Source organism: Sporosarcina newyorkensis (genome assembly GCF_900167515.1).
Taxonomy (GTDB): Bacteria; Bacillota; Bacilli; order Bacillales_A; family Planococcaceae; genus Sporosarcina; species Sporosarcina newyorkensis.
The window spans coordinates 657,197-682,605 of sequence record NZ_FUYJ01000001.1; the positions used below are offsets into that span (position 1 = coordinate 657,197).

Below are 25,409 nucleotides of genomic sequence, written 5' to 3' on the forward strand. Positions count from 1 at the left end.
TAGTCGACAGATAAGACGATGAAATGAAAACAAATGGCAAATCCGTTATTGTGAAAGTTGTCGAAACAAACACGAGGTTCTGCCACTTGCTACATCAGTTTATCAAAAAAATCATTGATTTGTCACACTATGAATGATTAGAAGGAACCACAAAAGAAAATGGGCATTGGACAACTACGTTAGCCTCAGTGCCTATATATCATTCCTGCCCTGTTTGCCTCGAAAAAGGAAACTAGCTCGTCAACTACATGTTATGTGAAGAATGAATTGAAGTCTTTAAAGATACCTAATATCTTTAATAAAACAAAAAAATAATCGATTAATCCCTTCTCTGTGCAACGAGCATGTATAGAGATTCCGATGGAAAATATTTCTCTGTTACCTGGAATCCTGCTTCCTTCATTTCTCGCTCCATTCCTTCCAAGGTAATTCTTGGTCCTTTATCGGAACTTCCTTTTGGTTCAAGTTCTAGACAGATTAGATGGCCTTCTTTTTTCAGTACATTTCTCATTTGCTGTAACAATGGTCCCAGCGGCTGAATTTCATGCAATATCAGAGAAGCAATAATCATATCGATAGTGCCTTCAGGTGAAGGTAGTTCCTCCATACTTCCTTGCACCGGGACAATATTCGAAAGCTGTTCCTTCAAGGATTTCTCTTTTATTATTGCCAGCATTGCAGCATCGATATCTAGTGCGTATACTTTTCCCGTGGTCCTCTTCGCCACCGGGATGGAAAAATAACCGGTTCCGGCGCCAAAGTCCAAGATGCTGTCCGTTTCTTTTAAAGGTATCATGTTCAGCAACTGTTCCGGGGAAAATTCCTTTCTTCGTTCTGGGCTTTCCAAGTATGATACTTTTTCTTTGCTATTCTTACCATGCGGGTGATGCATATATATTCTCCTTTTAAGCGGCTGTTTATCCTGGTTAAATTTTTCTTCTGTCAGTGCTGTAATCACAGATATGGCAGCCATACTACCTTCTGCCGCTCCAATAATTAATTGGGAGGGACCGGAAATTCGCGTATCTCCACAAGCAAACACCCCTTCCGTATTCGTGCGTTGCCAGCTGTCGGTTTCAATTCCACCATGCTCGTTTAATGTATATTTAAGTGTAGAATCAAAAGAAGCAGCCTGTTTCCATTCCGCAGATATAAACCCTCCTTCACGGAGCACTTTTGTACCATCTTCAAGTTGAATTTTTTTCAGCATCCGGTTTTCGCCAATGAAAGTGGCGATCTTCTTTTCATTAATACTGATTCCGTAGCGTTTGAGTAATTCTTGTTCTTCCAGCGATAGTATTTTATTGCCATTGGTAAAAATAATTAAATCGTTCGTCCAGTTGGACACCAGTTTCGCCATATGAAAAGCTTTTTGATCATTTGCAATCACTGCTAGCGGACGATCTCTTAATTCCCAGCCATCACAGAAAGGACAGCTGAACAGGCTTTTGCCATAGAACTCTTCCACCCTTGGGATATCTGGAAGGACTTCTTTAAAACCGGTTGCGAGAATGATCTTTTTCGCGCTGTATACTTCCCCATTTTCTGTCTCCACCTGGAAAAAAGTGTTTTCTTTATTTATACGATACACCCGTTGCTTTTCAATTCTCACGTCTGGATATCTGCTTAATTCTTCCTGGGCAACTCTTTTGAATTCCTGCGGATGTATACCGTCCCTTGTGATAAACCCGTGGGACTCGGAGGTTACCGCATTTCTTGGTTTATTGTCATCGAACAGAATCGTTTTACGTCTTGATCTTCCAAGAACTAATGCAGCATTCAGCCCAGCCGGTCCTCCGCCAATCACAGCGCAGTCTAATATCATTTTGTCCACTCCTTTAAATAAATTAACTTTTTCGTTATTCCTGTTTGGATTCTGCCTCTTTAGCAATATCAATCAAAAGCTTTGATTTCAATTCACTTTTCATATTTTCTTCTGCCTGCCACATGACTTTCTCAATCAGGCAGCCTTCATGATGAATGGAGCAGTCGAATAAGCTATTATCTCCTTCAGTCGCATTAATAACATCTAAAAAGGATATTTCATGTTTTGTTCTGGAGATTTTATAGCCTCCCTTCGCTCCTGGTGTCGACTCGACCAAACCAGCTTTCGTAAGTTTGGTTAATATCTTAGAAAGGTACGTCGGGGAAAGATGTTGCATTTCAGCTAATTCCTGCACTCCCACCAGGTTCTCCCTAGGCTGCAGCATTAAGTGGACCATTGTGTGCAGGGCGTAGTTTGTGGCGTTTGAATACCTCATACATATCCTCCTTATCCTAAAAGGGATATTAGAGACTCCTAATATCCCTAATATGGATTAGCTTATCACTATACGTAAAGGAAGTCAATTTGGAGATTTATAAATCTTTTTTTCAGATATTCGGCAAATTAGGCATGCGACTGTACATACTAATGATCAATTAAAACAGCGGCATTTTCCCAAAATAGAATATCTCGAAAAAAGTCAAAGATTAAATGCCCTAATTTTAACGTAGTTCAGTTTTCGATTACATTATCTGAGTTACCCCTCCAATTCGCAGTTAATATAACTGCGAATTGGCTGCTTCTTTTTATTAATATGGTTGTTATTAAAGCTAGCTTATGAAGAAATATACCTAAACTATATGGTGCTTTTAAATATATATTTTTATTTGCATTTTTGAGTGTAAATTCTAGTTTTGCGATAGGCAACGGAATCCATTATTAACATAAACACTTCCTTTTTTCTTATTCACAATCTTATCCAGACCTTATACTCTTCATAAATCGCTTAAACATTCTTTTCTTTAATTATGGTTATAACCGAACTGAATTGTTTGTAGCTTTCCCTCCATTTTAATCTTTGAAATTCAACCTACCTTTGTTTTTTCATAAGAAAGGCATATTGGATTTCCGCTAATAGGGCATTTCGCGAAAAATGGGTGAATATCAAAAATTTCATTTAAGTAGTGGGCAGTCATGACTTCTGAGACTTTTCCTTCTGTTACAACTTTTCCATCTCGCATAGCAATCAAAAACTGCGAAAACCTTGAGGCATGATTTACATCATGAAGGACCATCACAATCGTTTTATTTTCTTCGCTATTTAATTCTTTTAATAGCTCCAATACATCTAACTGATGCGCCATATCTAAATATGTGGTTGGTTCGTCTAAGATTAAGATATCTGTATCTTGTGCTAACGCCATCGCAATCCACACTCTTTGCCTTTGACCGCCAGACAATGCTTCAATCGGACGATCAGCAAGCTGCTCTAAATTAGTGCTTTTTAATGCCCATTCCACCATCTTTTTATCTTCTGACGTAGTCTTTGCAAAATAGTTTTGGTGCGGAAATCTCCCATATGTAATTAACTCCTGAACTGTCAAACCTCCTGGCGCTGCAGCTGTTTGTGGCAAAACCGCCAACTTCTTCGCTATTTCTTTGGAAGACGTTTCGTGTACCGATTTCCCATCGATATAAACCGCTCCTTGCTGTACTTTTAAAATCCGGGCAATCGTCTTAAGCAAGGTAGATTTCCCACAGCCATTTGGTCCAATAATTGTAGTGATTTCTCCACTGGGTATGTTGACACTAAGATCGCTGATGATTAATTGCTCGCCATACCCTACTCGAATGTGGTCGATCCCTATCATTTTTATCACCTCTATGTTATTTATAAAAAAAGCGCATTGCTTCGCTGAATATCGCGGGAACTATGGACATATGGTTTTCTCCAACTGGAGAGGTAAAAGAAACAAAATCAGGATGATGAGCTTTTAATCTCTGATAAAGCATTAGGCTATTTTCGAACATATCCCCTTTTTCTACCTTTTCCGCTGCAATGTACAATTTTTTATTTGGAAAAAGACAGGTTTTTCGTTCATGAATTAAAATTTCTCGATCATTCCACCAGATAGACGGACTGCAACATAAATAATTTCTAAACAGTTCAGGTCGTTCAAATAGCACATATAAAACAAACAACCCGCCTAATGAATGGCCGAATAAAATTTGTTTATTTAAATCAACAGGTACCTGCTTGGTAACAAATGGTTGAATCTCTTCTTCCAATAAATCTAAAAATTCTTTTGCTCCGCCATGTGCCGGCCATGAAGTACCATCTGGTTTATCAGGCAATGAACTAGCGGGATAAGAAGGAGTAAAATCGTATACACGCAAGGCGGGAAATACTTCGTCTAGCTCATATCCAATGCTCACGATAATCATTGGAGAAATATAGGTTTTTTCAGCCCTCCGCCACTGCAGCTTCAATATTTCTTCGCACATAGTTCCATAAGCATTGCCATCTAGAATATACAATACCGGAAAGCCTGTTGCAGGCACTTCTTCATTTGGAACCGACACAGTTATTTTATAAAAATGTCCCGCTAAAGGGTGCCGAAATATCTTTTGAATATTTCCTTGCATCCCCATCACCTCCTTATCAATTCACTACATCGATCTCGTTGAACGCATCAATAAATATACAAAGTATGGAACTCCGATTATGGAAATGACAATACCTACAGGCAACTCTGCAGGCGAGAAAATCGTTCGCCCTATCCAATCCCCAATTACTACTAACAGAACTCCGACCACCCCACTGATCGGCATGACATATTGATAATGGATGCCTACCAAGCGTCTTGATATATGAGGTGCAATCAAGCCAACAAAGCTAATACTCCCTGAAACGATGACACTGGAACTGATTAAACCTACTGCCCCCAAAAGAAAAAGGAGCCGAACTCTATTTGCCCGTAATCCAAGACCAACCATTGATACTTCATCTAATTGCAGCAAATTCAATGTACGCGAATTCCATATGAGAAAAGGTACCACGATGAGCAACCATGGGATGATTGAATAGATCTGTTCCCATGATGCGCTGTAAATACTTCCTGACAGCCAGACCGTAGCCATTTCAAAATCTTGTGGGTTCATCTTTAATGAAACGAAAAGTGTAAGCGCACCAAATCCAGCATTTATGGCAATTCCTACCAATATCAATCTTTTTGGATCGAGCTCTCCATGGTTTCTAGAGAACATAAAGAGGAATATAGCAGCGAGAACCCCGCCCAGCCAACCAAATAACGACATACTGAAGATAGACTGCCCGCTCATGCCGACTACATTACTTTGTACAATAAACATATAGCAAACTACTGAAAAACCGACAGCAGCTTGTATCCCTAAAATACCGGGATCCGCTAATTGATTTTTTGTAAGACCTTGCAAGACAGCACCGACTATACCTAAAGCGCAACCTACAAAGGCAGCAATAATAATACGCGGGATGCGAAATTCATAAATCACAAGTTGATCATCCAGATTTTCATTTAGTCCAAACAGAGTGCGGATGATCTCAAAATGAGTCAATTGAATAATTCCAGTTGCCAAGCTCATGTACATGACCAGTAGCACTAACACTAAACCAAGAAAGAAAACAGTGGTAAAACGTCTTGATGCCGCGCGTCTACGCATGTTGTTTCCCTCCCTTTATTCGTATTAGATAAAGGAAGAAAGGAACACCGACTAAAGCAGTCATCACACCTACAGGGGTTTCGAAAGGCGGGTTGATCAATCTGCTGGCAATATCTGCCCAAGCTAAGAAAAATGCGCCTAAAACTCCAGCGAAAAAAATAATTCGCTTATAATCTTCGCCGACTAAAAATCGAGCGATATGCGGAATGATTAAACCGATGAATGTAATTTTCCCAACCATCGCTACGGAGATTCCAGTTAAGAGCGCAACACTCAATATGGTCAGAAGTTTAATTTTAAGAAGGTCGATTCCCAATCCTTGTGCGACTTCATCTCCTAAGGAAATAGCAGTGATGGATTTACTGACAATCCATGCGATGATGAGTCCAATGAGTGCAAACGGTATTGACCATTTAATAATAATTGGATCGATTTCATGCAGGCGAGAATTGTACCAATAACTAATATTTTGTGAGACTTGAAAATATGTAGCGAGCGCTTGCGACACTCCGTTTAGGAACATGCCAAGAATTGTACCGATAATCGCTAAGGAAATCGGTGATAACCCATTTGGAATCAAATTAGCGACACCGAATACAAATAGAAGCCCTAGAATAGATCCGACAAATGAATAGAGGATCAATGTTAACGGCGTGGCATTCGGCATAAATATCATACTTAACGTAATCACGAAGATAGACCCATCTGAAACGCCCATAATGCTAGGAGATGCAAGAAAGTTCCTTGTCATCCCCTGCATTAACGCTCCCGAGATAGCAATAAATAACCCTACAAGAAGTGCACCCACCACTCTTGGAATTCGAGAATTTCGTATGATCAGATGATCCATGTTTGAAAAATCTGCATGAAACATAGCTCTCCAAACAGTTGATACGTCATAAGTTGTCGCCCCATACATAACAGAACAAATCATTGTAACGATTAAGGCTGGCGGTATGACGATCAGTAATAGGGTAGGTTTATTTCGTATCTTCGACATACAAATAGCTCCTATTTTCATTAGAATTAATAGTTTTTCTGTAATTCATTCACAAATGCACTCTTACTAAAAACAGTTCCTCCTTCAAGGAGCGAATCAACGACGTTTACGTAGACTTGATCTTCTTTAAACGCTTTGATATTTTGGATAATCGGATTTTTCTTCAAATGTTCGAAGGCTTGTTCATTCTCTTGCGTTCCAGTTTGTTGTACTTGCATGAAAATATGATCTGGATTCATTTCTGCAAGTTGTTCAACTGATAGTTCCTCTTGTGCTTTAGCTTTCTTAATCGTCTCAGGAATCTCCAATCCTAGTTCTTCATACAAAACAGGATTGAAAAAGACATCTTCTGGATAGACGAACATTTTGCCCCCGCGAACACGCATGGCCACAACTGTTTGGTCTTTAAAATCCTCAGCTAAAGAAGGCTTTATTGTTTTGACACTTTCCTTATAGTCACTTAATAGCGTTTGAGCTTTTTCCTCTTTTCCACTCAACTCCCCCATCAACATGAGATTGTCTTCCCAACTGGAGGAAATATGTGAAACTAAGATAGTCGGTGCAATTTGCTCTAACTTACTTACTACTTCTTCAGAAAATTTAGTTGACCCTAAAATAACATCTGGCTTTAATTGGACGATTTTTTCGAAATTGGGCTGCTGTTTTTCTCCAATTGACTCAGCTTGGCCCATTGCCGTTTTAAACATTCCCGGGAACTCACCAGCAATCGTTATGGCTCCAACAGGTTCTACTTCTAAAGCTGTAGCGTCTTCCATCGCTTCCATTGCACCCGTAATTACAAGACGCTCCACTTTACTGGGAACCGTATATGTTTCTCCTAAATATGTAATAGCACGCGTCTCCGATTCACTAGTATTCGCCTCACTTGTTGCTGTTTTTGCTTCCTTTTCTGTATCTGCCTCAACTTTCTCTTGGGTGCTACAAGCAGCTAACGCGAACAATGCTACTAGTGATAAGATAAATAGTTGTACTTTGGTTTTCATTTGGCAATTTCTCCTTTTTTCTATTTTTGATGTAAGACCTTCATATTTATCATTACTATTGTGAAATTTATCCTCAACCCATATGCTTTCTATAACCAGTTGGTGAAAAGCCCGTCTCTTTTTTAAAGACTCTACTGAAATAAAAATGGTCTTTATAGCCCGTATTCTCAGCAACTTCAGCTATTGGCAAATCAGAGGTACGCAATAATAATTTTGCTTGTTGAATTCTCAAATCTGTTAAATAACTTGTGGGACTCACCCCTATTTGTTTGAAAAATAAGGACGACAGCTTTCTTCTCTCTGTATTGAAATGATTTGCGATATCCAATGCGCTGATCCCACGCTCATAAAACTGATGCATATATTCGATGATGGCACTCATATCGTCGATCCTGTCTGAGCGTTTTTTTTCAGTTATTATGATGAGCTCTTCTAAGATCTTCAAAAACAACACTTTAGACTGTAAATAGGACAAAGCCCCTGGAATCAAAAAGTTTTGCTGAAGTTGTTGGACTATCTTAGCTAGTTTGATACTTTCACTCGTCTGGAGCAGGAAATGTTTATAAAAAAGTGGAAATTGATCTGATATGTCACATGAAAGTTTGAAGTGAATTACTGCATACTCAAAAGGACGATCGCTTGTTATTTGGCTTTCTATCGCTAAATCGGGTCCTACATGCAAGATTTTCCCTCTCTCCAACATGTACTCTACATTTTCAATCGTAAAAACAGCCGATCCATCTATAGGGAATAGCAGTCCCCCTGCCCCGACATTCGAAGTAAAGGATCGAATTGAATCTTTCTCCGCCATTTTTTGTGTAACAATATCTAAAAATGTGAGCGGAGCAGTTCCATATAGTTCTACCAAATGTTCAGAATTTGTCATCTAACCCCTTCTTATTAGAAAGGACGAATTCATATAGGATGCAAATAAATAATCTCGTCCTTTTTTCATTTTTCATACTATTACTCGACCTTCTAAAATAATGCTATTATCATTGTGTTGTTAATCCCTCCTTTTCACTTGATACTGATAATCATTATCAATTAATATAATAACAAATTTTGAATAAATGTAAATGGAATAATAAGAAGAGTTTTTGCATTATTTAATCCATCGTATGTAAAAAGTCCATTTATTTTAATAAACATAAAAAACAAGAGCCATCCGTAAAGTCAGGTGAAAATGACTCGGATGGCTCCTTATTTTCTTATTAAAAATCAGTAGATTAAAAAAAATATTATACACTATGAATGCAGACAACAAGACTACGATCAGCAGTATTTCGGCTTAATATTTCTCTTCTAGCTCCCCAATTTTCCTGTTAGTTAATCAAATGAAACACCTCCCTGTATTTCAACTGCTAACTTACAGCCGATATTCACAAAAAACGGCCTTATAATTGACATGATTACTTACTAATAGTAAGGTTGAATATAAACTTACTATTAGTAAGTTTATTAACAGGGTATAGCATGTTTAATACCTATAACCGAACATAATGGGAGGACTTATTAATGACTCAAGCAACACAACAAGAAATTTACTTAGCAAAACGTCCAACTGGTTTGCCTACTATGGAAGACTTTAATTTTGTAGAGCGTCCTATTCCTACACTTAAAGATAAAGAAGTACTGATCAGAACTTTATATGTATCGGTAGATCCATACATGCGAGGACGGATGCAAGATGCAAAATCTTATATCCCGCCTTTTAAGCTCGATGAGGTGATTGTTGGCGGTGTGGTAGGTGAAGTGTCGAAGTCAAATTCAGATGCTTTCCAGCCAGGTGATGTTGTTGTAGGCAATCTAAACTGGGCGGAGTACACTGCAGCAATGGAGAAAGATATACGAAAAATAGATCCATCCATTGCCCCAATCACTACACATTTGGGAATCCTTGGCATGCCTGGCCTTACAGCGTATTTTGGATTATTAGATATCGGAAAGCCGCAAAAAGGCGAAACCGTTGTTGTGTCAGGTGCTGCAGGAGCAGTTGGTTCCATCGTTGGTCAAATCGCCAAAATGAAAGGAGCCAAAGTAGTGGGCATCGCAGGTTCGGATGAGAAGGTTGATTATCTGAAAAGTGAACTTGGTTTCGACGAGGCAGTGAATTATAAAAATGACAGTTTTCAACAAGACTTGGAAAATGCTGCTTCCGATGGCGTAGATATTTATTTTGATAATGTAGGCGGCGAAGTAACAGACGCGGTATTTCGTTTGTTGAATAAACATGCGCGTATCCCTTTATGCGGAGCGATTTCGTCTTATAATAAAGAAGGTCAGGACGTCGGCCCTCGCCTTCAATCAGCTATGATCAAAACAAGTGCATTAATGAAAGGGTTCACTGTCGGGGATTATTCAGCAGACTTTGGAACTGCTGCTGCTGATTTAGGTAAATGGCTTGCGGAAGGAAAATTGAAATATAACGAAACGATCGTTGAGGGTTTTGAAAATATCCCAAATGCGTTCTTAGGTCTTTTCGAAGGAACAAACCTTGGGAAACAACTTGTAAAAGTTGCAGATCCTGAAATAACAAAGCTTTAATACTATATGGTTAACGAATACCCTGTATGGAGTTTTCTCCAAGCAGGGTATTCAGACTGCTTTTAACGTATTTTTCATGCATTTCATTGGTGGTCCAATAGTTCTTTAAGAACGATTGCCTGGTTATGTTTTTCATCCTTCGACCCAAATACAAGCGTCAATTGTTCATCATGCTCCTTGCTCCGGTTGATCAATTTGTTCAATTCTTCTGTTTGGACTTTATTATTTTTCAACTCTTCTTTGTATTTCCTTTTGAATTCATCAAACTTTTCAGGATCATGGCCAAACCACTCACGAAGTTCTTTGCTCGGTCCCACTTCTTTTAACCAGTCATCCAGCTTAGCATCCTCTTTGCTGACTCCCCGCGGCCATAGACGATCTACCAAAACCCGTATCCCATCCGCTTTTTCAGCCTTATCATATACTCGTTTTATCTGAACAGACATATTTTCTCCTCCCATTTTCCAATTTCCATGGTGGTCCGGAAATGCAACATCTGAGTATGAAGAATGCCTTGAACTCAAACACTCCCACTGGAAGCAGCTGCCTGATCAGCCTTAGCACAATCAATAGCTATGACAAGAGCAACGAGTAGGATTTCCATTTCTTCCTTCATAATTTCTATTTGATAGCTATCCCCCCACGTGAACCATTCCTTATCTACAGCACCAATAACTTCCCCATTTTGCAAAACCTCAAAATTCATATCCCACCAGTTTCCCCGCACTTCAAGTCCTGCCGCATCAATAGTATATTTTGCTTTCAAGAATGTGAATTGCTTCTTGATCGTTACCATTTCTCGATTCTCAGTCTCAACAAAAAAAGTCGGCATGAAACTGAATGTTTTTTTCGTAATCAGTGCTACCTCATTCATTTCAGAATTTTTGATTGAATAAGTCTTAGGGACCTTCATAAAACTGCCTTCTACATAATAGACATCTTTCTCGGTCTGATCCTTTACTGTAAACTTGCCGCTCATACTGAACACCTTTTGTTTAATGTATAGTTGTTTCATTTAACTCTCCCTCCTATTTAAATGCACCTTCACATACGCAAATTTTTCAAAAAAAGTTTCATTTGAATCTATGCACGAACAATAAAATACCCTATAGAAAGCCCGGCTGAGGCTTCCTATAGGGTATGAATTTTATTTTCAGATCAACCAAATACACTAGTACTGTGTAATGGCTGCAGCTTAGCTTTCGGATCGATAAAAGCTTTCGCGTGGCTGATAGCAACTGGTGCTTCACCCATACCGACAGCAATCAATTTCACTTTGCCGTCATACGTTGTAACATCTCCGGCTGCATAGATACCTTCAATATTTGTTTCCATTCGAGAGTTGACTACGATCGAGTTGCGCTCCATCTCCAAGCCCCACTCCTTCAATGGCCCAAGTGAAGAAATATTACCATAGTTGACGACCACATGATCCACTTCGAATTCTTTCGTGTCGCCGCCTTTTTCTGTTAAGGTCAACTTCTCGATTTTATCGCCATCACCATGAATTTCACTTACCGTATGGGATGTCAAAACATTCACCGTTGAATTGCGCAGCTGATTAACACTTGTTTCATGCGCCGTAAATCGCTCTCTTCGGTGAACGAGCGTGACTTGGCTTGCGATATTTTCCAGCATCAACGCCCAGTCAAGTGCAGAGTCTCCTCCCCCACATACAAGGATGTTCTGGTCCTTGAACATGGAAAGGTCCTTAATGCCGTAGTGCAATGTTTTGTTTTCAAAAAGAGCTTCTTCCTTTAAACCGATTTTACGCGGTTGGAATGCACCGATTCCGGCAGTTAATAAAATCGTACGTGTCAGATGCTGTCCTTTATCTGTAGTCAGAACAAAATGATCGTCTTTTTTCTCTACAGACAATGCAGCCTCACCTAATAAAACTTCCGGATTCGCATGATGCGCTTGTGTGACTAAGTTCGCCACTAAATCCTTTGCCAAGATTTTAGGGAAGCCGCCGACGTCGTAAATATATTTATCAGGATATAGCTCGATCAATTGTCCGCCCAGCTGCGGCAGGCTATCGATAATTTTCACAGACATTTCACGCATACCTGCATAGAACGATGAAAACAATCCAGTCGGTCCTCCGCCGATAATCGTAATATCTACTATTTCTTGATTCATGAAAAACACTCCTATAAACAATTCTTTAGTATAATACTCTTGAGATCTACAACACGTATTCCTACTATATTATCTACTATTTCTTAGAGAGTTACATCTATTTTGTTTTACATTTCAGGAAAATGAGCCAGGCAATACTGTTCTGCTGCTGCTTGTTCTTCTTCGTCCCATTCTACGTCAAATGGAATTTCGGTAGCCAGTTCATAAAATTGATATGTTAACATTTTGCGTTGATCGTCTTTTACAGAATATAGAATACGCAGTCCCGTGCCATTCTCATTGTATAGCTCATCTTCTTCATCCAATTTGACCGTCAAAAGGAACTCAAACCTCTGTCCTTCTATAATGCCTGTCGGATCCACCAATTCTTCTACCTTGCCGTTTACTATGTTCATACAACTTCTCCTTCTTCCCGCTCTTTAAAGTATCGCCAACCACTTGGGGCATTTCAGCGCTGTTCACTTTAGTGCTTCCTCTATCCTACATCATTTTACATGTAGGGGGCAATTTAAGACCATGAATTCTGATAAAAAGTTTGCTTTTCATGAATAGTTGCTCGAAAATGAATGGATAGACTGCGTTAAGACGAATTAGGAGGAATTATATGCTTACCTTTGAAGATTATAAGTATACCCGACCAGACATGAATGAACTTTCAAAGCAATTCCATGCACTTCTTGAAAATTTTCAACAAGCCTCTTCATTCGAAGATCAATCCGCCATTATTGAGCAGATTAATACGATCACAAGGAACTATAGTACACAGGAAAATATCATGTATATCCGCTCTTCCATCGATACGAACGACTCTTTTTATCAGCAAGAGCGAGATGTTTTTGATGAAATCGGACCTCAATTCCAAGCGTTGCAGAGCGAGTATTATAAAGCATTGCTCACTACACCATTCCGTGGAGATCTCGAGGCTAAATGGGGACCCCAATTGTTCGCTTTAGCAGAAAACGCAATCCGCTCATACTCCGATGAGGTACAGCCTTTCTTGCAACAAGAAAATAAACTGATCTCTGAGTACGCGAAGCTTGTCGCTTCAGCGCAAATAGAATTTCAAGGCGAGACGTTAACTCTCGCTCAGCTCGGACCTTATAAAGAGTCGCTTGATCGTTCGATAAGAAAAGACGCTATGCAAGCGTCAGCCGATTTCTTCGCTGCACATGCGGATCAATTCGATGACCTTTTCGATCAGCTCGTTGCAGTGCGTCATAAAATAGCAACGACGCTTGGTTACAAGAATTTCACAGAGCTTGGTTACGTCCGGATGGATCGGATAGGCTACGATGCAAAGATGGTAGAAGGTTTCAGAAAGCAAATTAGAGAGGCAATTGTTCCCTTAGCTGCAGAAATTCGTCATGGGCAGGCAAATCGAATCCATGTACCTAAATTAAAGTTCTATGATGAACCGTTACACTTTCCTGAAGGCAATCCGCAGCCAAGCGGGTCGCCGGAGTGGATTATTGAAAATGGGCAAAAGATGTATCAAGAACTTTCTCGCGAGACAGGACGCTTTTTTGATTATATGAAACGAAAAAATCTGCTGGATCTTGTGGCGAAGAAAGGAAAAGAGGCCGGCGGCTATTGTACCTTCATCGATAACTACGACTCTCCTTTTATCTTTTCCAACTTCAATGGTACTTCCGGTGATATCGACGTCTTAACTCATGAAGCAGGCCATGCATTCCAAGTTTATTCCAGTCGAAATATTGGAATCCCCGAATATATCTGGCCCACGAGTGAAGGCGCAGAGATACATTCGATGAGTATGGAGTTTTTCACTTGGTTTTGGATGGATCTTTTCTTTGAAAAGGACGCCGACCTCTATCGTTATACCCATTTACTTGAAGGTGTCTTATTTTTACCATACGGAGTAGCTGTGGATGAATTTCAGCACCGGATCTATGATCAGCCTGATCTGACGCCTGGTGAACGAAAATCCGTGTGGAAAGAGTTAGAAAATATCTATTTACCGACTCGTGACTATGATGGACATCCGTATTTAGAACAAGGAGGCTTCTGGCAGCGACAAGGTCATATTTATGAAGTGCCGTTTTATTATATCGATTATACGCTTGCTCAAATCTGCGCATTTCAATTCTGGCAGCGTTCCATCGAAGATTTCGATTCCGCGTGGAAAGATTATGTACATCTTTGCCAACTTGGTGGTTCAAAATCCTTTTTGGAGCTCATCAAAGAAGCACACTTGCAGTCTCCATTTGAAGAAGACACCGTACAATCTATTGCCGATTCAATCAGAAATTGGTTAGCTGTAAACGAACTTAATTGATTCCAATCAAACCGGTCATCCCACTTTGAGATGACCGGTTTTGATTATTCTGCGGAATTATATAGCGAATACTGATCCTTTCCTTTTTTCTTTGATTGGTATAAAGCGAGGTCCGCTTTATGATAGAGGGTATGCATGGTATCTTTCTCATCAGCGATTGCAATCCCAATACTGATTGACAAGGGTATTTCTTCTTTTTGCAAGTAACTAAACGATTGACGCATTGTCTTTAACATATTTTCCGCTCGCTCCCTCACTTGCTCTTCTGTTAGCCGAGAAAACAGTACGACAAATTCGTCGCCGCCAATCCGAGCTGCCAAGTGATCTTTCCCACTTTCTTTTCCAATAATTTCTGCAGCTTGAATTAGAATCTTGTCTCCTTCTCCGTGGCCAAGTGAATCATTCACCAATTTAAAGTTATCCAAATCGATAATCATAAATTGCAAAGGTCCCTTTTTTTGGCGTAACCATTCTACAGCCGTATCTTCGAACGCTGCGCGATTCTTTAATCCAGTCAACACATCATGGAAGGCTAAATATACTGGTCTTGAAATCATTCGAGCTAGTACAATCGAGAGAATAATGGTAATGATTGTAATCGCGATAATTTGAAAGATAAATTGATTTCTGTATGATGCGAGTACACTGGCGAAAGGGACGTCATAGTATGCTATTTCCACTACACGGTTAGTTGAAAGTCCTTTCGCTTTCTCTGCTTTATAGGGTATGTAACGATAAGTTAACGTCTGCCCATTTTCCTCGACAGTTAGTTCTCTTTTCTCGAACTTCTTAAAAGCTTCTTTGAAGACTTCTTCACGAGATGCAGCCACCCTTACATCCCTATCCGTTCTCCTGTCACCTAACAGTAAACCGAAAGATGTGTAGACGTTGATCGATTTAATTTGCTCATTTTCCTGCTCCAACCGCTCCGTGGTATCATTGAAATTAAATTCTTGGAATTCCAGTTTATCCTCTAAGTAATATGCCAGCTCAATTAAGAATTTTCCATCGGGAGTCGGCATATAGCTAAATTTCTTGAATTCGCCTGTTTTTTGTTGAATATCCAGAGCATCATGAGAAAAAACTCCAAGCTTACGCCGTTCTGTCAATAACGTACTAAAGTTTTTGCAGCATTCATTAAAGTTGAGACCGATATCTTCTATGTAACTGCTCTCAATCACTTCATTTGAAGAATTAATAATAAAAATATCCATTCCACTTTCTTTTTCCATTGCCTCAAGATCCCACGTTGAAAAATCCGAATTTTCTTCATACAGATCCAGCAGTTTAAGTGAATACGCTTCCATATTCGCAGCACGATCCACGTCTAGTATGTTATAGACTTTATCAATAGTGGAAAGACTTGTGATAATTTCATCTTCCGCCTTCTGAATTTTCGTCTCCAGATTTGCTTGCACATTCTTTTTCAGCTTCTGATAATCGGCCACAACGATAATGAGTGAAAGAAACAGCATGAATGAAAAGAGGATGACTGTTAATTTCCCGCGAAAATTCTTATCCAATCCATCACCTCTCATCCTCAACAATAGTTATAAACTTCTATAAATATTATATCATTAAAGTAGTCCATTGGGACCTTATTTTGGTTTTTTTTCAGTCTTTTGTCACAATGCATGCATTACTTTACAAAAAAAAGAGCAAAGAGCCTAATTAGACTCCTTGCATTCTAAGTATGTTCACATTAAGCCTTTTGCCTTGCCATCTTCATCTATATCCATTTTCAGCGCAGCTGGCTGTTTTGGAAGACCAGGCATTGTCATGATGTCACCTGTTAAACAAACGAGGAATCCAGCACCAAGCTTCGGCAAAATACTGCGTATTGTGATCATGAAATCAGTAGGCCGACCAAGTTTTTTGGGATCATCCGAAAAGGAATACTGTGTCTTCGCCATGCAGACAGGTAGTAAATCCCAGCCGTTTTTCTGAATTTCAGCCAAATCTTTTAGTGCTTGGTCGGTAAATAAAACACCTAATCCTCCATATACTTTCTGGACGATTGCGGTCACCTTCTCTTCGACCGATTGTTCCACATCATAAATCGGGGCAAATTCATTTGGCTCATCTAATGCTTTGAGAACTTCTTTCGCTAATTCCTCCCCACCAGCCCCGCCGTCTTTCCAGACATTAGTTAAAGCTATCTTTACGGCATTTGTCTTGCACCATTGTTGAACTTTTTGAAGTTCGCTTTCAGAATCTCCTATGAAATGATTCAACGCAACAACTGGCTGAACACCGAATGCACGAATCGTTTCCACATGCTTCTCTAAGTTGACTAAACCTAGCTCAACCGCAGAACTATTTTCCGATTTCAATTCCTGCTTGGCTACGCCGCCTTGCATTTTTAACGCACGGATTGTCGTCACCAAGACTACTGCATCCGGCTGAAAATTCCCTTTCCGCGCTTTGATATCCATGAACTTCTCCGCACCTAAGTCCGAACCGAACCCTGCTTCCGTCACCACAAAGTCTGCAAGATTACGGGCAGTGTTTGTCGCGATTAATGAATTACAACCGTGTGCAATATTTGCAAAAGGGCCTCCATGAATCAATGCTGGCGTACCTTCTATCGTTTGGACAAGATTGGGTTTAAATGCATCTTTCAATAATAAAGTAAGTGCGCCTTCTACCCCTAAGTCCCTTACTGTTATAGCTTCTTTTTCATACGTGTAGCCAATGACGATCTGTGCCAATCTCTCCTTGAGATCTGACAAATCTGTCGCCAAACAGAACACAGCCATAATTTCAGAAGCAACCGTAATATCAAACCCTTCTTCCCGTGGTACTCCTTGAGCGGGTCCGCCGAGTCCAATAGTTATATGGCGAAGAGCCCGGTCATTCATATCCATAACACGTTTCCATGTTATACGACGCGGATCAATATTTAACAAATTTCCTTGATGCAGATGATTATCAATCATCGCACTCAGTGCATTATTCACAGTTGTGATTGCATGAAGATCTCCCGTAAAATGAAGGTTGATGTCTTCCATCGGCACTACTTGTGAGAAGCCGCCACCAGTGGCACCTCCTTTGACACCCATTACAGGACCTAATGAAGGTTCACGTAAAGCAACCATCGTTTTCTTACCTAAGCGGGAAAGCGCATCACCAAGACCAACCGTCACTGTCGATTTCCCTTCTCCTGCCGGCGTAGGACTCGTGGCTGTGACTAAGACCACCTTTGCTTGATTTGTTTCTTTTGGTATTAAATCCACATTGATTTTCGCTTTGAACTTCCCATATAACTCAAGAGCATCTATAGGTATTCCTGCTTTTTCCGCTATTTTTTCAATTGGCTGCATTTTTGCTTTTGAAGCAATTTCTAAATCCGTCAGCGTTTTCACCTGTTCCGCCACTGCCCCCACTGCCTTTCTATTTCTCGGATAGTCTCATTGCATAATTTGTAAAACGATTTTACCGAATTGTACACTGTCGTCTAGCTTGGCAAATGCATCATTTGTTTCTGCGAGCGGAAGAACTGAATCAATAACTGGATGAATTTGATGCGTTTCAATAAATGATAACATCTCACGTAATTCCTCACGACTGCCCATCGTCGTTCCAAGCAATGTGTACTGACCATAAAAGAACTCCCGCAAATTAAGATCGACTGTATCCTCTGTCGTAGCTCCGAATACAACGATCCGGCCGCCTTGTTTCAAGACATCAAGGGAACGATTAAATGTCGCTCTTCCCACACTTTCTATTACTAAATCCACACATTCATCTTGCAGTTCAGCTTGCCAGTCACTATTTGTATTAATCGCCAGATCTGCACCTATTTCAGTTGCCTGACGTCTTTTCTCTTCGCTTCGAGAAGAGACAATTACACGCGCTCCAAGCTTCTTAGCGAACTGAATTAAAAATGTTGCGACGCCGCTCCCCGCGCCAGGAAAAAATACGGTCTGTCCCTTTTGTATTTGTCCTTTCGTCACCAGTGCGCGGTAACCTGTCAAGCCGGCAAGTGCGATAACAGCAGACTCCTCCCAAGTTAAATAAGAAGGTTTCTTTTCTAACTGGTCTGCTGGAAGACAAATTTTTTCAGCAAATGTACCGTGATCCGGCATACCTAGAATATCGAACTCCTTTGAAGGCGCATCACTTTTTTCAAACCAACGAAGCGATGGGTTGATGATTACTTTATCGCCGACACTCCAATTTGTTACACCTTCACCTATTGACTCAATGATACCCGCCCCATCAGAACCTAGCACTAGAGGTTCTTTGGCATCTCCCCGCCGAATTGGAATTTTCGTGTCGCGGCGGTTCAGACCAGCAGTTTTCAATGCGACTACCACTTCTCCTTTACCTGCCATAGGTTCTGCGATATTAGTAAACTGCAATTTGCCATTCTCATGTACAAAAGCTTTCATTCAACTCATCCTTCCCACATTTATATACGCTTCTATCATAACGTATTATTAAATGTTTTCATATACTTCACTCTATTCCATATTTCAGACACAAAAAAACACAATGAACAATCGAGTCATTGTGTTAGATGTTACGTCTTTTATATTTAGCTAATTCTAATAGTTCAAGTACATCTTTTTTAGGCAGTCTGATAACCAGTTCCATTAATTCTTTTTCGGCTAAGCGTCGGCCTTTCCCACTGCGGTATCGTTCTTTATTAGTTGAATCGATTTCCGCATACATCTCATCGCTTTCGGATGGCCATTTTCCAGAGGATTCTGCATTCATTGTTTCGCGAAGTCGATCATACAGCGATTCGACGGTGTTTCCTGTCGTTTTTATATAAGGAGTAAAGGTTACTTCACCCATGATCAATTCATCTGTAGACACCGAAAAACGTTCTGAAATTTTGGCAATCCAGGCAGCGGATGGGGCATTTTTCCCGCGCTCCCAATCTTTTATTCGACTAGCAGATGTTCCGATTGCGGCACCAAATGCCATCATCGAAAGCCCTCGTCGCTCTCTAAGTGCTTTCAAACGCAATCCAAAGTCATCTTTACTCCATTCGTTCAACGAAATACCCCCCATTTGAGCTCTACTCATTTATTTTATTGATAAAAAGGTCTTTTTGTCAATTGATTTTATATGAAATTCATATAAGGCTCGAAAGAATCGTATCATCTGAACCGCGATATATCAAATACATAGCAGTAGAGCTCAATAGCCATTTCTTTGACGTGCATAATTTTCTTCATTTTTGTCAATATAAGCTTGAATGATCTGCTGTTCTGTAAAGCCCAATGTTTTGGCCAATGCCCCATACCGCATCCAAACATCTTTGTAATTGTCAAACGTCAAGTCATCCAAAAACTTGTAGATGGACTGTCCTGTTTGTAAAAATAATTGAGTTAGATCCCGTTCTAGTTCATCACTCGTAGGCCATTCATCCAAGTCGTCAAACCCTTTTTCAATTCCTAACGAAAGAAGGAAGTGAATAGAGTCCACGTACTCTTCAAGAACGACTTCATCCGCGGAAGGACCTTTCGTGCTCCAAAATTTAAAACATCTCGTTTCATTCGCTAACTCCGACAATTCCACCAATAACGCCAATCCTCTTTCATTGAATGTTTCGGCTTGTTGGTGGTTTGCTTGTATGTATGCATCCAATGCTTTCTGCATTTCGAATAATTGGTGTAATTTCATTTCAAAATCCCCCCGAAAGTTTGCTGTAGAATGAAACCTTATATCCTGTTCATCCGTATAGTAAAGTATTATATAGTGTTCAGGAGTTGATTTCATGGTTTTATTGATTCGCGTGTTCATTATAGCTCTTGTCATTTACTTATTTTATGTAGGTATTCGCTATTTGACGGATGCTAAGCGGAAACTGGATGAAGCGCATGAAAAAGAGCAATACTATTTTTATGATGATGTGAAAAATATCCGAAAAAATTTCTTCATCACGTATAAAGGTGCATTATTTGAAGGCGAGAAGTATTTAGGCACGACAACAGATTCATTCGATGTCATATCCATTTTCATCTGGGTAAAGGACGAGTCTAAACTGCAAGGGATGACAAAGGAGGACTTCTATTTTTTAGAATCCGAGGTCAAAACTAATTATCCACACGCCGAGATCAATTGGAAGAATCCTATCGAGCAGTTAATGAAATCATAATTCTTTAAAGGAATAGCGCATATGGGCTATTCCTTTTTTAAAAGGTAATAGAAGTCGGCAATTTAACACCTGACGCGGCAAGCAGGATTACAACGTCTAACATTGCGAATAACAAAAAACCGATTCGAAAAGCAGTCTTTCTCGTTTTATGACGAAATATTTGCATGCCGAAGTAGGCACCGACACCGCCGCCTAGTAGTGCGAGTAACCAAAGATTCCTTTCTGGAATACGCTTTTTTTTCTTTTGTGCTTGTTTTTTATCAAATCCCATAGCTGCAAATGCCCATATAGAAAGGATTGCCATATAAATCATCAGGGTTTGTACCAACTTACCCACTCCTTCACATAGAAAAACCGCTCCGTTTCCATATAAGAATGAAAACGAAAGCGGCTTTTAGTTCATCTTATTTTGCAACCGATTTTTTTGCAGTTTCTGCAAGCTGTGCAAATGCTTGTGCATCTGTAACAGCAAGATCTGCAAGCATTTTACGGTTAACATCGATGCCAGCTACTTTCAAGCCGTGCATTAATGTGCTGTATGAAAGGCCATTCATACGTGCAGCCGCATTGATACGTGTGATCCATAGTTTACGGAAGTCACGTTTCTTTTGACGACGGTCACGGTATGCATAGTTATAAGATTTCATTACCTGTTGGTTAGCAACCTTATAAAGTCTATGTTTTGAACCAAAGTAGCCTTTTGCTAATTTCAATACTCGTTTATGACGCTTGCGCGTGACTGTTCCACCTTTTACGCGTGGCATAGTGCATTACCTCCTGCTTATCCTGTAAGTGTGTGTTGTTAGAATTCATCCAGCGAGTTCTACCTGTATTACTTCATGTTTGTTAGCATTTCACGAATTCGCTTGTAATCGCCTGAAGAAACTAGTGCAGATTTACGAAGGTGACGTTTTGCCTTCGTTGACTTGTTTGCAAAAAGGTGACTTGTATACGCACGGCCGCGTTTTAATTTACCAGATCCAGTTTTTTTGAAACGTTTCGCGGAACCGCGGTGAGTTTTCATTTTTGGCATGTTCTGTTCCTCCTAAATTGTTCGTGTTACTTTTTTTCGGCAAGCGGTGCAAGTATTAAGAACATGCTCCGGCCTTCCATTTTTGGTTTTACTTCAACAGTTGCGACTTCTTTGCAAGCTTCTGCAAAGCGATCGAGCACACGTTGGCCAATTTCTTTGTGCGTGATCGCACGGCCACGGAAACGAATCGAAGCTTTTACCTTGTCCCCATTTTCGAGGAACTTGATTCCGTTACGAAGTTTCGTTTGGAAATCATGCTCATCAATTGTCGGGCTTAGCCGAACTTCTTTCAAATTGATGATCTTTTGATTTTTACGAACTTCACGCTCTTTCTTTTGCTGTTCGAACTTGAACTTTCCATAGTCCATAACACGAGCTACTGGGGGCTTCGCTTGTGGAGCGACAAGAACAAGGTCCAGGTTCACTCGAGCAGCAATATCCAAAGCTTCATTACGTGTTTTGATACCGAGTTGCTCACCATTGTGATCAATTAAGCGTAGTTCACGTGCTCGGATACCGTCATTTACGTACATGTCTTTGCTAATAGTAATCCACCTCCGAATGTTGTCTCGTGAATACACGTATTGGGTATGTCGAATAATCCGATCCCACAGGTCCATTCATTTTACGAAATAAAAAAAGTAGACAAATGTTATTTGTCTACCCGCGTAAGTAATCTATGCAATGCATGCATAGAAATTCACTCATGTGCCAACCTGTCAACAACTTTATTGCGTCGATCAGGTGAGAAGCGGGTAGCCTCTTCTTATACCACAAACTGTATTCATTTAACCTTATTTACTTTATCATGTTTTGGATAACGTGTCAACCACTAGGTTTGAAACTTGTTATCGAATGCACATTTTAGATTCAAAAGAATTCAACTTTCATAGTATAGCTCACTCGTGAATATTTGGCAACTATTATTTTCTTAAGCAAAAAACAGCAAAAATAAGTAACGTTATTGAAATCACTTCGGCGCTTGCGGATGGCTCCCGCGATGAGCCAGTCAGGAAGTGCACCTGTCTGTCCCATCACTCCGCCTACCGCTTGTAAGGCGCCTTCGTTTAGTGAGTGAATGCCCTAGGTATATATTTTTGCACATTGGCTTCTGACTACTAAATCGGTTGCCGAAGTTTCCCCAACTTTAAACACTTTTCTCACTAGTTTTACCACACTAGCGAAGCCGCAACTGCGGGGTCAGCCGAAGCCAGGAGACAGCTAGCGCTTTTTGCTAGTTGGCTCTTGGCGGGAGGCAATCCCCCAGCGGCGTAGCGGTGCCAAAGCACCACATGTACTCTGTCTAGGACACACTGGTATTCGAGCAACGGAACAAAAAATGAGTAACGTCATTGAAACTACTTCGGCGCTTGCGGATGGCTCCCGCGACGAGCCAGTCAGGAAAAGCGCCTGTCTGTCTCATCACTCCGCCTACCGCTTGTAAGGCGCCTTCGTTGAGTAAGTGAAAGCCCCGGGTATATATTTTCGCTCATGGGCTTCTGACTACTAAACCAGGTGCCGGAGCTTTCTTAGTTTTAAACAATACGCTTATTAGCTTCATCAAACCAGCAAAGCCGCAACTGCGGGGTCGGCCGAAGCCAAGAGACAGCTAGCGTCCTTTGCTAGTTGGCTCTTAGCGGGAGGCAATCCCCAGCGGCGTAGCGGTGCCAAAGCACAACATGTACTTCGTCCCGGACACACTATAAGTCGAACGACGGCACAAAACTAATTGTCCAGTTAGAGAAAGCAAACCCCTAAAAAGATTTAGTCTTTCTTCACGTCTTCCTGAATTAATTCCAAGAACGCTTCGAAAGACATGCTTTCGGATTTTTGTTCACCATACTTCCGGACATTGACCTCACCGGACTCGACCTCTTTATCTCCAAGGACGAGCATATAAGGTACTTTTTGAACTTGCGCTTCACGGATTTTGTAACCGATCTTCTCATCACGGCTGTCTACATCGACGCGGAATCCAGCTGCTGTCAATTGCTCTTTCACTTGAATTGCATAGTCGAAATGCACTTCAGGCGAGACCGGGATCACTTCTACTTGAACAGGTGCAAGCCAAGTCGGGAAAGCTCCTTTATATTCTTCGATTAAGAATGCAACGAAACGTTCCATTGTGGATACGACACCACGGTGGATGACGACTGGACGATGTTGTTTCCCGTCTTCGCCAATGTACGTTAAGTCGAAGCGTTCAGGCTGAAGGAAATCGAGTTGTGCCGTAGAAAGTGTTTCTTCCATGCCGATAGCTGTTTTCACTTGAACATCCAGTTTCGGACCATAGAATGCGGCTTCGCCTTCTTCTTCTGTATAAGGAAGCTCTAACTCATCCATTGCTTCTTTCAGCATGGACTGTGCGCGTTCCCACATTTCATCATCATCAAAGTATTTCTTTGTATCCGCGGGATCACGATATGACAGACGGAACGTATAATCTTTAATATTAAAGTCTTTATACACTTCGATAATTAATAAAATTACATTTTTCAATTCTTCTTTAATTTGATCAGGACGAACAAAGATATGCGCATCGTTTAACGTCATTCCGCGTACCCTTTGCAAACCGGAAAGTGCCCCAGACATTTCATAACGATGCATGGTTCCAAGTTCAGCAATTCGAACAGGTAAGTTCCTGTAAGAGTGAATACCATTCTTATAGACCATCATATGATGAGGACAGTTCATCGGGCGCAGGATCAGGCTTTCATTATCCATTTCCATCACCGGGAAGATGCTGTCTTGATAGTGGTCCCAGTGTCCGGATGTCTTGTATAAATCTACACTTCCCAAAACAGGTGTATAGACGTGATCGTAACCCAGTCTTTCCTCTTTATCTACAATATACCGTTCGATGACTCGACGAATTGTAGCGCCTTTTGGCAGCCATAGCGGCAAACCTTGTCCTACTTTTTGAGAGTTCGTAAAAAGGTTCAGTTCTTTACCGATTTTACGGTGGTCACGCTCTTTCGCTTCTTCCAATAAACGCAAATGCTCTTTCAGTTCATCTTTTTTGAAGAAAGCTGTTCCGTAAATACGTTGAAGCATTTTATTGTCAGAGTTCCCTCTCCAATAAGCGCCCGCAATGCTGAGCAATTTGAACTCTTTTAGTTTACCGGTAGACGGTACGTGAATTCCACGGCAAAGGTCGAAAAACTCGCCTTGTTCATAGATTGAGACTTGTTCACCCTCGGGAATTGCTTCAAGAAGTTCCAATTTATATTCATCATCAATTTCTTTGAAACGTTTTTCTGCTTCTTCTCGTGAAACATCATGACGCACAATAGGAAGATTTTCACCAATGATCCGTTTCATTTCTTTTTCTAATTCTGGTAGATCCTCTGCTGTGATCGGCGTCGGTGAATCGATATCATAGTAAAATCCGTTTTCAATAACCGGACCGATTCCAAGCTTCGCGTCAGGAAACTTACGTTTGACAGCTTGTGCTAAAAGGTGAGCAGTACTATGACGTAAGATTTCCAATGCTTCGTCTGAAGTTGGTGTCACGATACTGATTTCCCCATCTTCATGGATCGGTGTTTTCAAATCGATTAGCTGATCTCCAATTTTCCCTGCCAATGCACTTTTTCGCAATCCAGGACTGATAGACCCCGCAACATCTTCTGTTGTTGTTCCATTTTCAAATTCCTTTACTGCTCCATCCGGAAAAGTTAAATGAATGTTTTCTGCCATTTTGCCATACTCCCTTTCTTTTTTTGAACACAAAAAAGCCTCATCCCTAAAGGGACGAGGCTTGAGCTCGTGGTTCCACCCTTCTTCCTTCTGTTCGCATTTGCGAATA

At 40.5% G+C, this 25,409-nt stretch carries 25 protein-coding genes and 1 other annotated feature (1 of these 26 cut by a window edge); of the genes, 3 read left to right on the plus strand and 22 right to left on the minus strand.

Annotation, left to right across the window (positions count from 1 at the left end; genetic code table 11):
- Positions 1-319: 319 nt before the first annotated feature.
- The 8 genes from B5D59_RS18655 to B5D59_RS03520 all read right to left on the minus strand — a co-directional run bounded on the left by B5D59_RS18655 (position 320) and on the right by B5D59_RS03520 (position 8,357).
- A complete protein-coding gene (locus tag B5D59_RS18655; RefSeq protein ID WP_078816856.1) occupies positions 320-1,825 on the minus strand; it encodes a bifunctional NAD(P)/FAD-dependent oxidoreductase/class I SAM-dependent methyltransferase in 1,506 nt (501 codons plus the stop codon).
- A 34-nt stretch (positions 1,826-1,859) separates the two neighbouring features.
- Positions 1,860-2,261, minus strand: coding sequence for an RrF2 family transcriptional regulator (locus B5D59_RS03490; RefSeq protein WP_040759242.1), 402 nt, complete (start codon positions 2,259-2,261; stop codon positions 1,860-1,862).
- Between the two features lie 589 nt (positions 2,262-2,850).
- Positions 2,851-3,642, minus strand: a complete 792-nt coding sequence (locus B5D59_RS03495; RefSeq protein ID WP_139365942.1) for an ABC transporter ATP-binding protein — start codon at positions 3,640-3,642, stop codon at positions 2,851-2,853.
- 10 nt (positions 3,643-3,652) lie between these two features.
- Positions 3,653-4,411: an alpha/beta hydrolase gene (locus B5D59_RS03500; protein ID WP_176132482.1), complete on the minus strand. Its 759-nt coding sequence runs from the start codon at positions 4,409-4,411 to the stop codon at positions 3,653-3,655.
- Between the two features lie 24 nt (positions 4,412-4,435).
- Complete coding sequence (locus B5D59_RS03505) at positions 4,436-5,467, minus strand: FecCD family ABC transporter permease (protein ID WP_078816858.1); 1,032 nt, start codon at positions 5,465-5,467, stop codon at positions 4,436-4,438.
- Positions 5,460-6,467 (minus strand): FecCD family ABC transporter permease, encoded by a 1,008-nt coding sequence (locus tag B5D59_RS03510; RefSeq protein WP_040759245.1) that lies wholly within the window; start codon positions 6,465-6,467, stop codon positions 5,460-5,462. The genes B5D59_RS03505 and B5D59_RS03510 overlap by 8 nt, the downstream gene beginning before the upstream one ends.
- A gap of 26 nt (positions 6,468-6,493) precedes the next feature.
- Positions 6,494-7,471 (minus strand): ABC transporter substrate-binding protein, encoded by a 978-nt coding sequence (locus B5D59_RS03515; protein ID WP_078816859.1) that lies wholly within the window; start codon positions 7,469-7,471, stop codon positions 6,494-6,496.
- A gap of 73 nt (positions 7,472-7,544) precedes the next feature.
- Entirely contained in the window at positions 7,545-8,357 is an 813-nt protein-coding gene (locus B5D59_RS03520) for a helix-turn-helix transcriptional regulator (RefSeq protein WP_078816860.1), read from the minus strand.
- Between the two features lie 632 nt (positions 8,358-8,989).
- Here B5D59_RS03520 and B5D59_RS03525 point away from each other — a divergent pair.
- Positions 8,990-10,018 carry an NADP-dependent oxidoreductase gene (locus B5D59_RS03525; RefSeq protein ID WP_078816861.1) on the plus strand — a complete coding sequence of 343 codons (1,029 nt, stop codon included), beginning with the start codon at positions 8,990-8,992 and terminating at the stop codon, positions 10,016-10,018.
- A gap of 83 nt (positions 10,019-10,101) precedes the next feature.
- Here the strand turns inward: B5D59_RS03525 and B5D59_RS03530 are convergent, their stop codons facing one another.
- The 4 genes from B5D59_RS03530 to B5D59_RS03545 form a co-directional block, all read right to left on the minus strand.
- Positions 10,102-10,464 (minus strand): DUF488 domain-containing protein, encoded by a 363-nt coding sequence (locus tag B5D59_RS03530; RefSeq protein ID WP_040759249.1) that lies wholly within the window; start codon positions 10,462-10,464, stop codon positions 10,102-10,104.
- 74 nt (positions 10,465-10,538) lie between these two features.
- Complete coding sequence (locus tag B5D59_RS03535) at positions 10,539-11,033, minus strand: LURP-one-related/scramblase family protein (RefSeq protein WP_078816862.1); 495 nt, start codon at positions 11,031-11,033, stop codon at positions 10,539-10,541.
- A 143-nt stretch (positions 11,034-11,176) separates the two neighbouring features.
- Positions 11,177-12,160, minus strand: a complete 984-nt coding sequence (locus B5D59_RS03540) for an NAD(P)/FAD-dependent oxidoreductase (protein ID WP_009497634.1) — start codon at positions 12,158-12,160, stop codon at positions 11,177-11,179.
- Between the two features lie 107 nt (positions 12,161-12,267).
- On the minus strand, positions 12,268-12,555 hold the full coding sequence (locus B5D59_RS03545; protein WP_009497635.1) for a DUF6509 family protein: 288 nt from the start codon (positions 12,553-12,555) through the stop codon (positions 12,268-12,270).
- Positions 12,556-12,764: 209 nt separating this feature from the next.
- Here B5D59_RS03545 and B5D59_RS03550 point away from each other — a divergent pair, with 209 nt between their 5' ends.
- Positions 12,765-14,456, plus strand: coding sequence for a M3 family oligoendopeptidase (locus B5D59_RS03550; protein ID WP_078816863.1), 1,692 nt, complete (start codon positions 12,765-12,767; stop codon positions 14,454-14,456).
- A gap of 44 nt (positions 14,457-14,500) precedes the next feature.
- On the opposite strand, the gene B5D59_RS03555 is transcribed toward B5D59_RS03550, so the two are convergent.
- From B5D59_RS03555 to B5D59_RS03575, 5 genes are all read right to left on the minus strand, one after another.
- Positions 14,501-15,979, minus strand: coding sequence for a GGDEF domain-containing protein (locus B5D59_RS03555; RefSeq protein ID WP_176132483.1), 1,479 nt, complete (start codon positions 15,977-15,979; stop codon positions 14,501-14,503).
- A 174-nt stretch (positions 15,980-16,153) separates the two neighbouring features.
- Positions 16,154-17,842: a formate--tetrahydrofolate ligase gene (locus B5D59_RS03560; protein WP_078816865.1), complete on the minus strand. Its 1,689-nt coding sequence runs from the start codon at positions 17,840-17,842 to the stop codon at positions 16,154-16,156.
- 24 nt (positions 17,843-17,866) lie between these two features.
- Positions 17,867-18,850 (minus strand): zinc-binding dehydrogenase, encoded by a 984-nt coding sequence (locus B5D59_RS03565; protein WP_078816866.1) that lies wholly within the window; start codon positions 18,848-18,850, stop codon positions 17,867-17,869.
- Between the two features lie 124 nt (positions 18,851-18,974).
- Positions 18,975-19,463 (minus strand): helix-turn-helix domain-containing protein, encoded by a 489-nt coding sequence (locus tag B5D59_RS03570; RefSeq protein WP_050804681.1) that lies wholly within the window; start codon positions 19,461-19,463, stop codon positions 18,975-18,977.
- Positions 19,464-19,607: 144 nt separating this feature from the next.
- Positions 19,608-20,093, minus strand: coding sequence for a dUTP diphosphatase (locus B5D59_RS03575; protein WP_040759253.1), 486 nt, complete (start codon positions 20,091-20,093; stop codon positions 19,608-19,610).
- A 94-nt stretch (positions 20,094-20,187) separates the two neighbouring features.
- Between B5D59_RS03575 and B5D59_RS03580 the strand changes: the two genes are divergently transcribed.
- Positions 20,188-20,568: a hypothetical protein gene (locus B5D59_RS03580; protein ID WP_009497642.1), complete on the plus strand. Its 381-nt coding sequence runs from the start codon at positions 20,188-20,190 to the stop codon at positions 20,566-20,568.
- A gap of 37 nt (positions 20,569-20,605) precedes the next feature.
- On the opposite strand, the gene B5D59_RS03585 is transcribed toward B5D59_RS03580, so the two are convergent.
- The 5 genes from B5D59_RS03585 to thrS form a co-directional block, all read right to left on the minus strand.
- A complete protein-coding gene (locus tag B5D59_RS03585) occupies positions 20,606-20,896 on the minus strand; it encodes a DUF1294 domain-containing protein (protein ID WP_245799437.1) in 291 nt (96 codons plus the stop codon).
- A gap of 76 nt (positions 20,897-20,972) precedes the next feature.
- Positions 20,973-21,332 (minus strand): 50S ribosomal protein L20, encoded by a 360-nt coding sequence (gene rplT, locus B5D59_RS03590; protein ID WP_009497644.1) that lies wholly within the window; start codon positions 21,330-21,332, stop codon positions 20,973-20,975.
- A 68-nt stretch (positions 21,333-21,400) separates the two neighbouring features.
- Entirely contained in the window at positions 21,401-21,601 is a 201-nt protein-coding gene (gene rpmI, locus B5D59_RS03595; RefSeq protein WP_009497645.1) for a 50S ribosomal protein L35, read from the minus strand.
- 26 nt (positions 21,602-21,627) lie between these two features.
- Positions 21,628-22,134: a translation initiation factor IF-3 gene (infC, locus tag B5D59_RS03600; RefSeq protein WP_040759255.1), complete on the minus strand. Its 507-nt coding sequence runs from the start codon at positions 22,132-22,134 to the stop codon at positions 21,628-21,630.
- Positions 22,135-23,365: 1,231 nt separating this feature from the next.
- The gene (thrS, locus tag B5D59_RS03605) at positions 23,366-25,300 is read right to left on the minus strand and encodes a threonine--tRNA ligase (protein WP_078816867.1); all 1,935 of its coding nucleotides are present in this window, start codon (positions 25,298-25,300) and stop codon (positions 23,366-23,368) included.
- A gap of 47 nt (positions 25,301-25,347) precedes the next feature.
- Positions 25,348-25,409 (minus strand) — a binding site (T-box leader) (it continues 165 nt past the right edge of the window).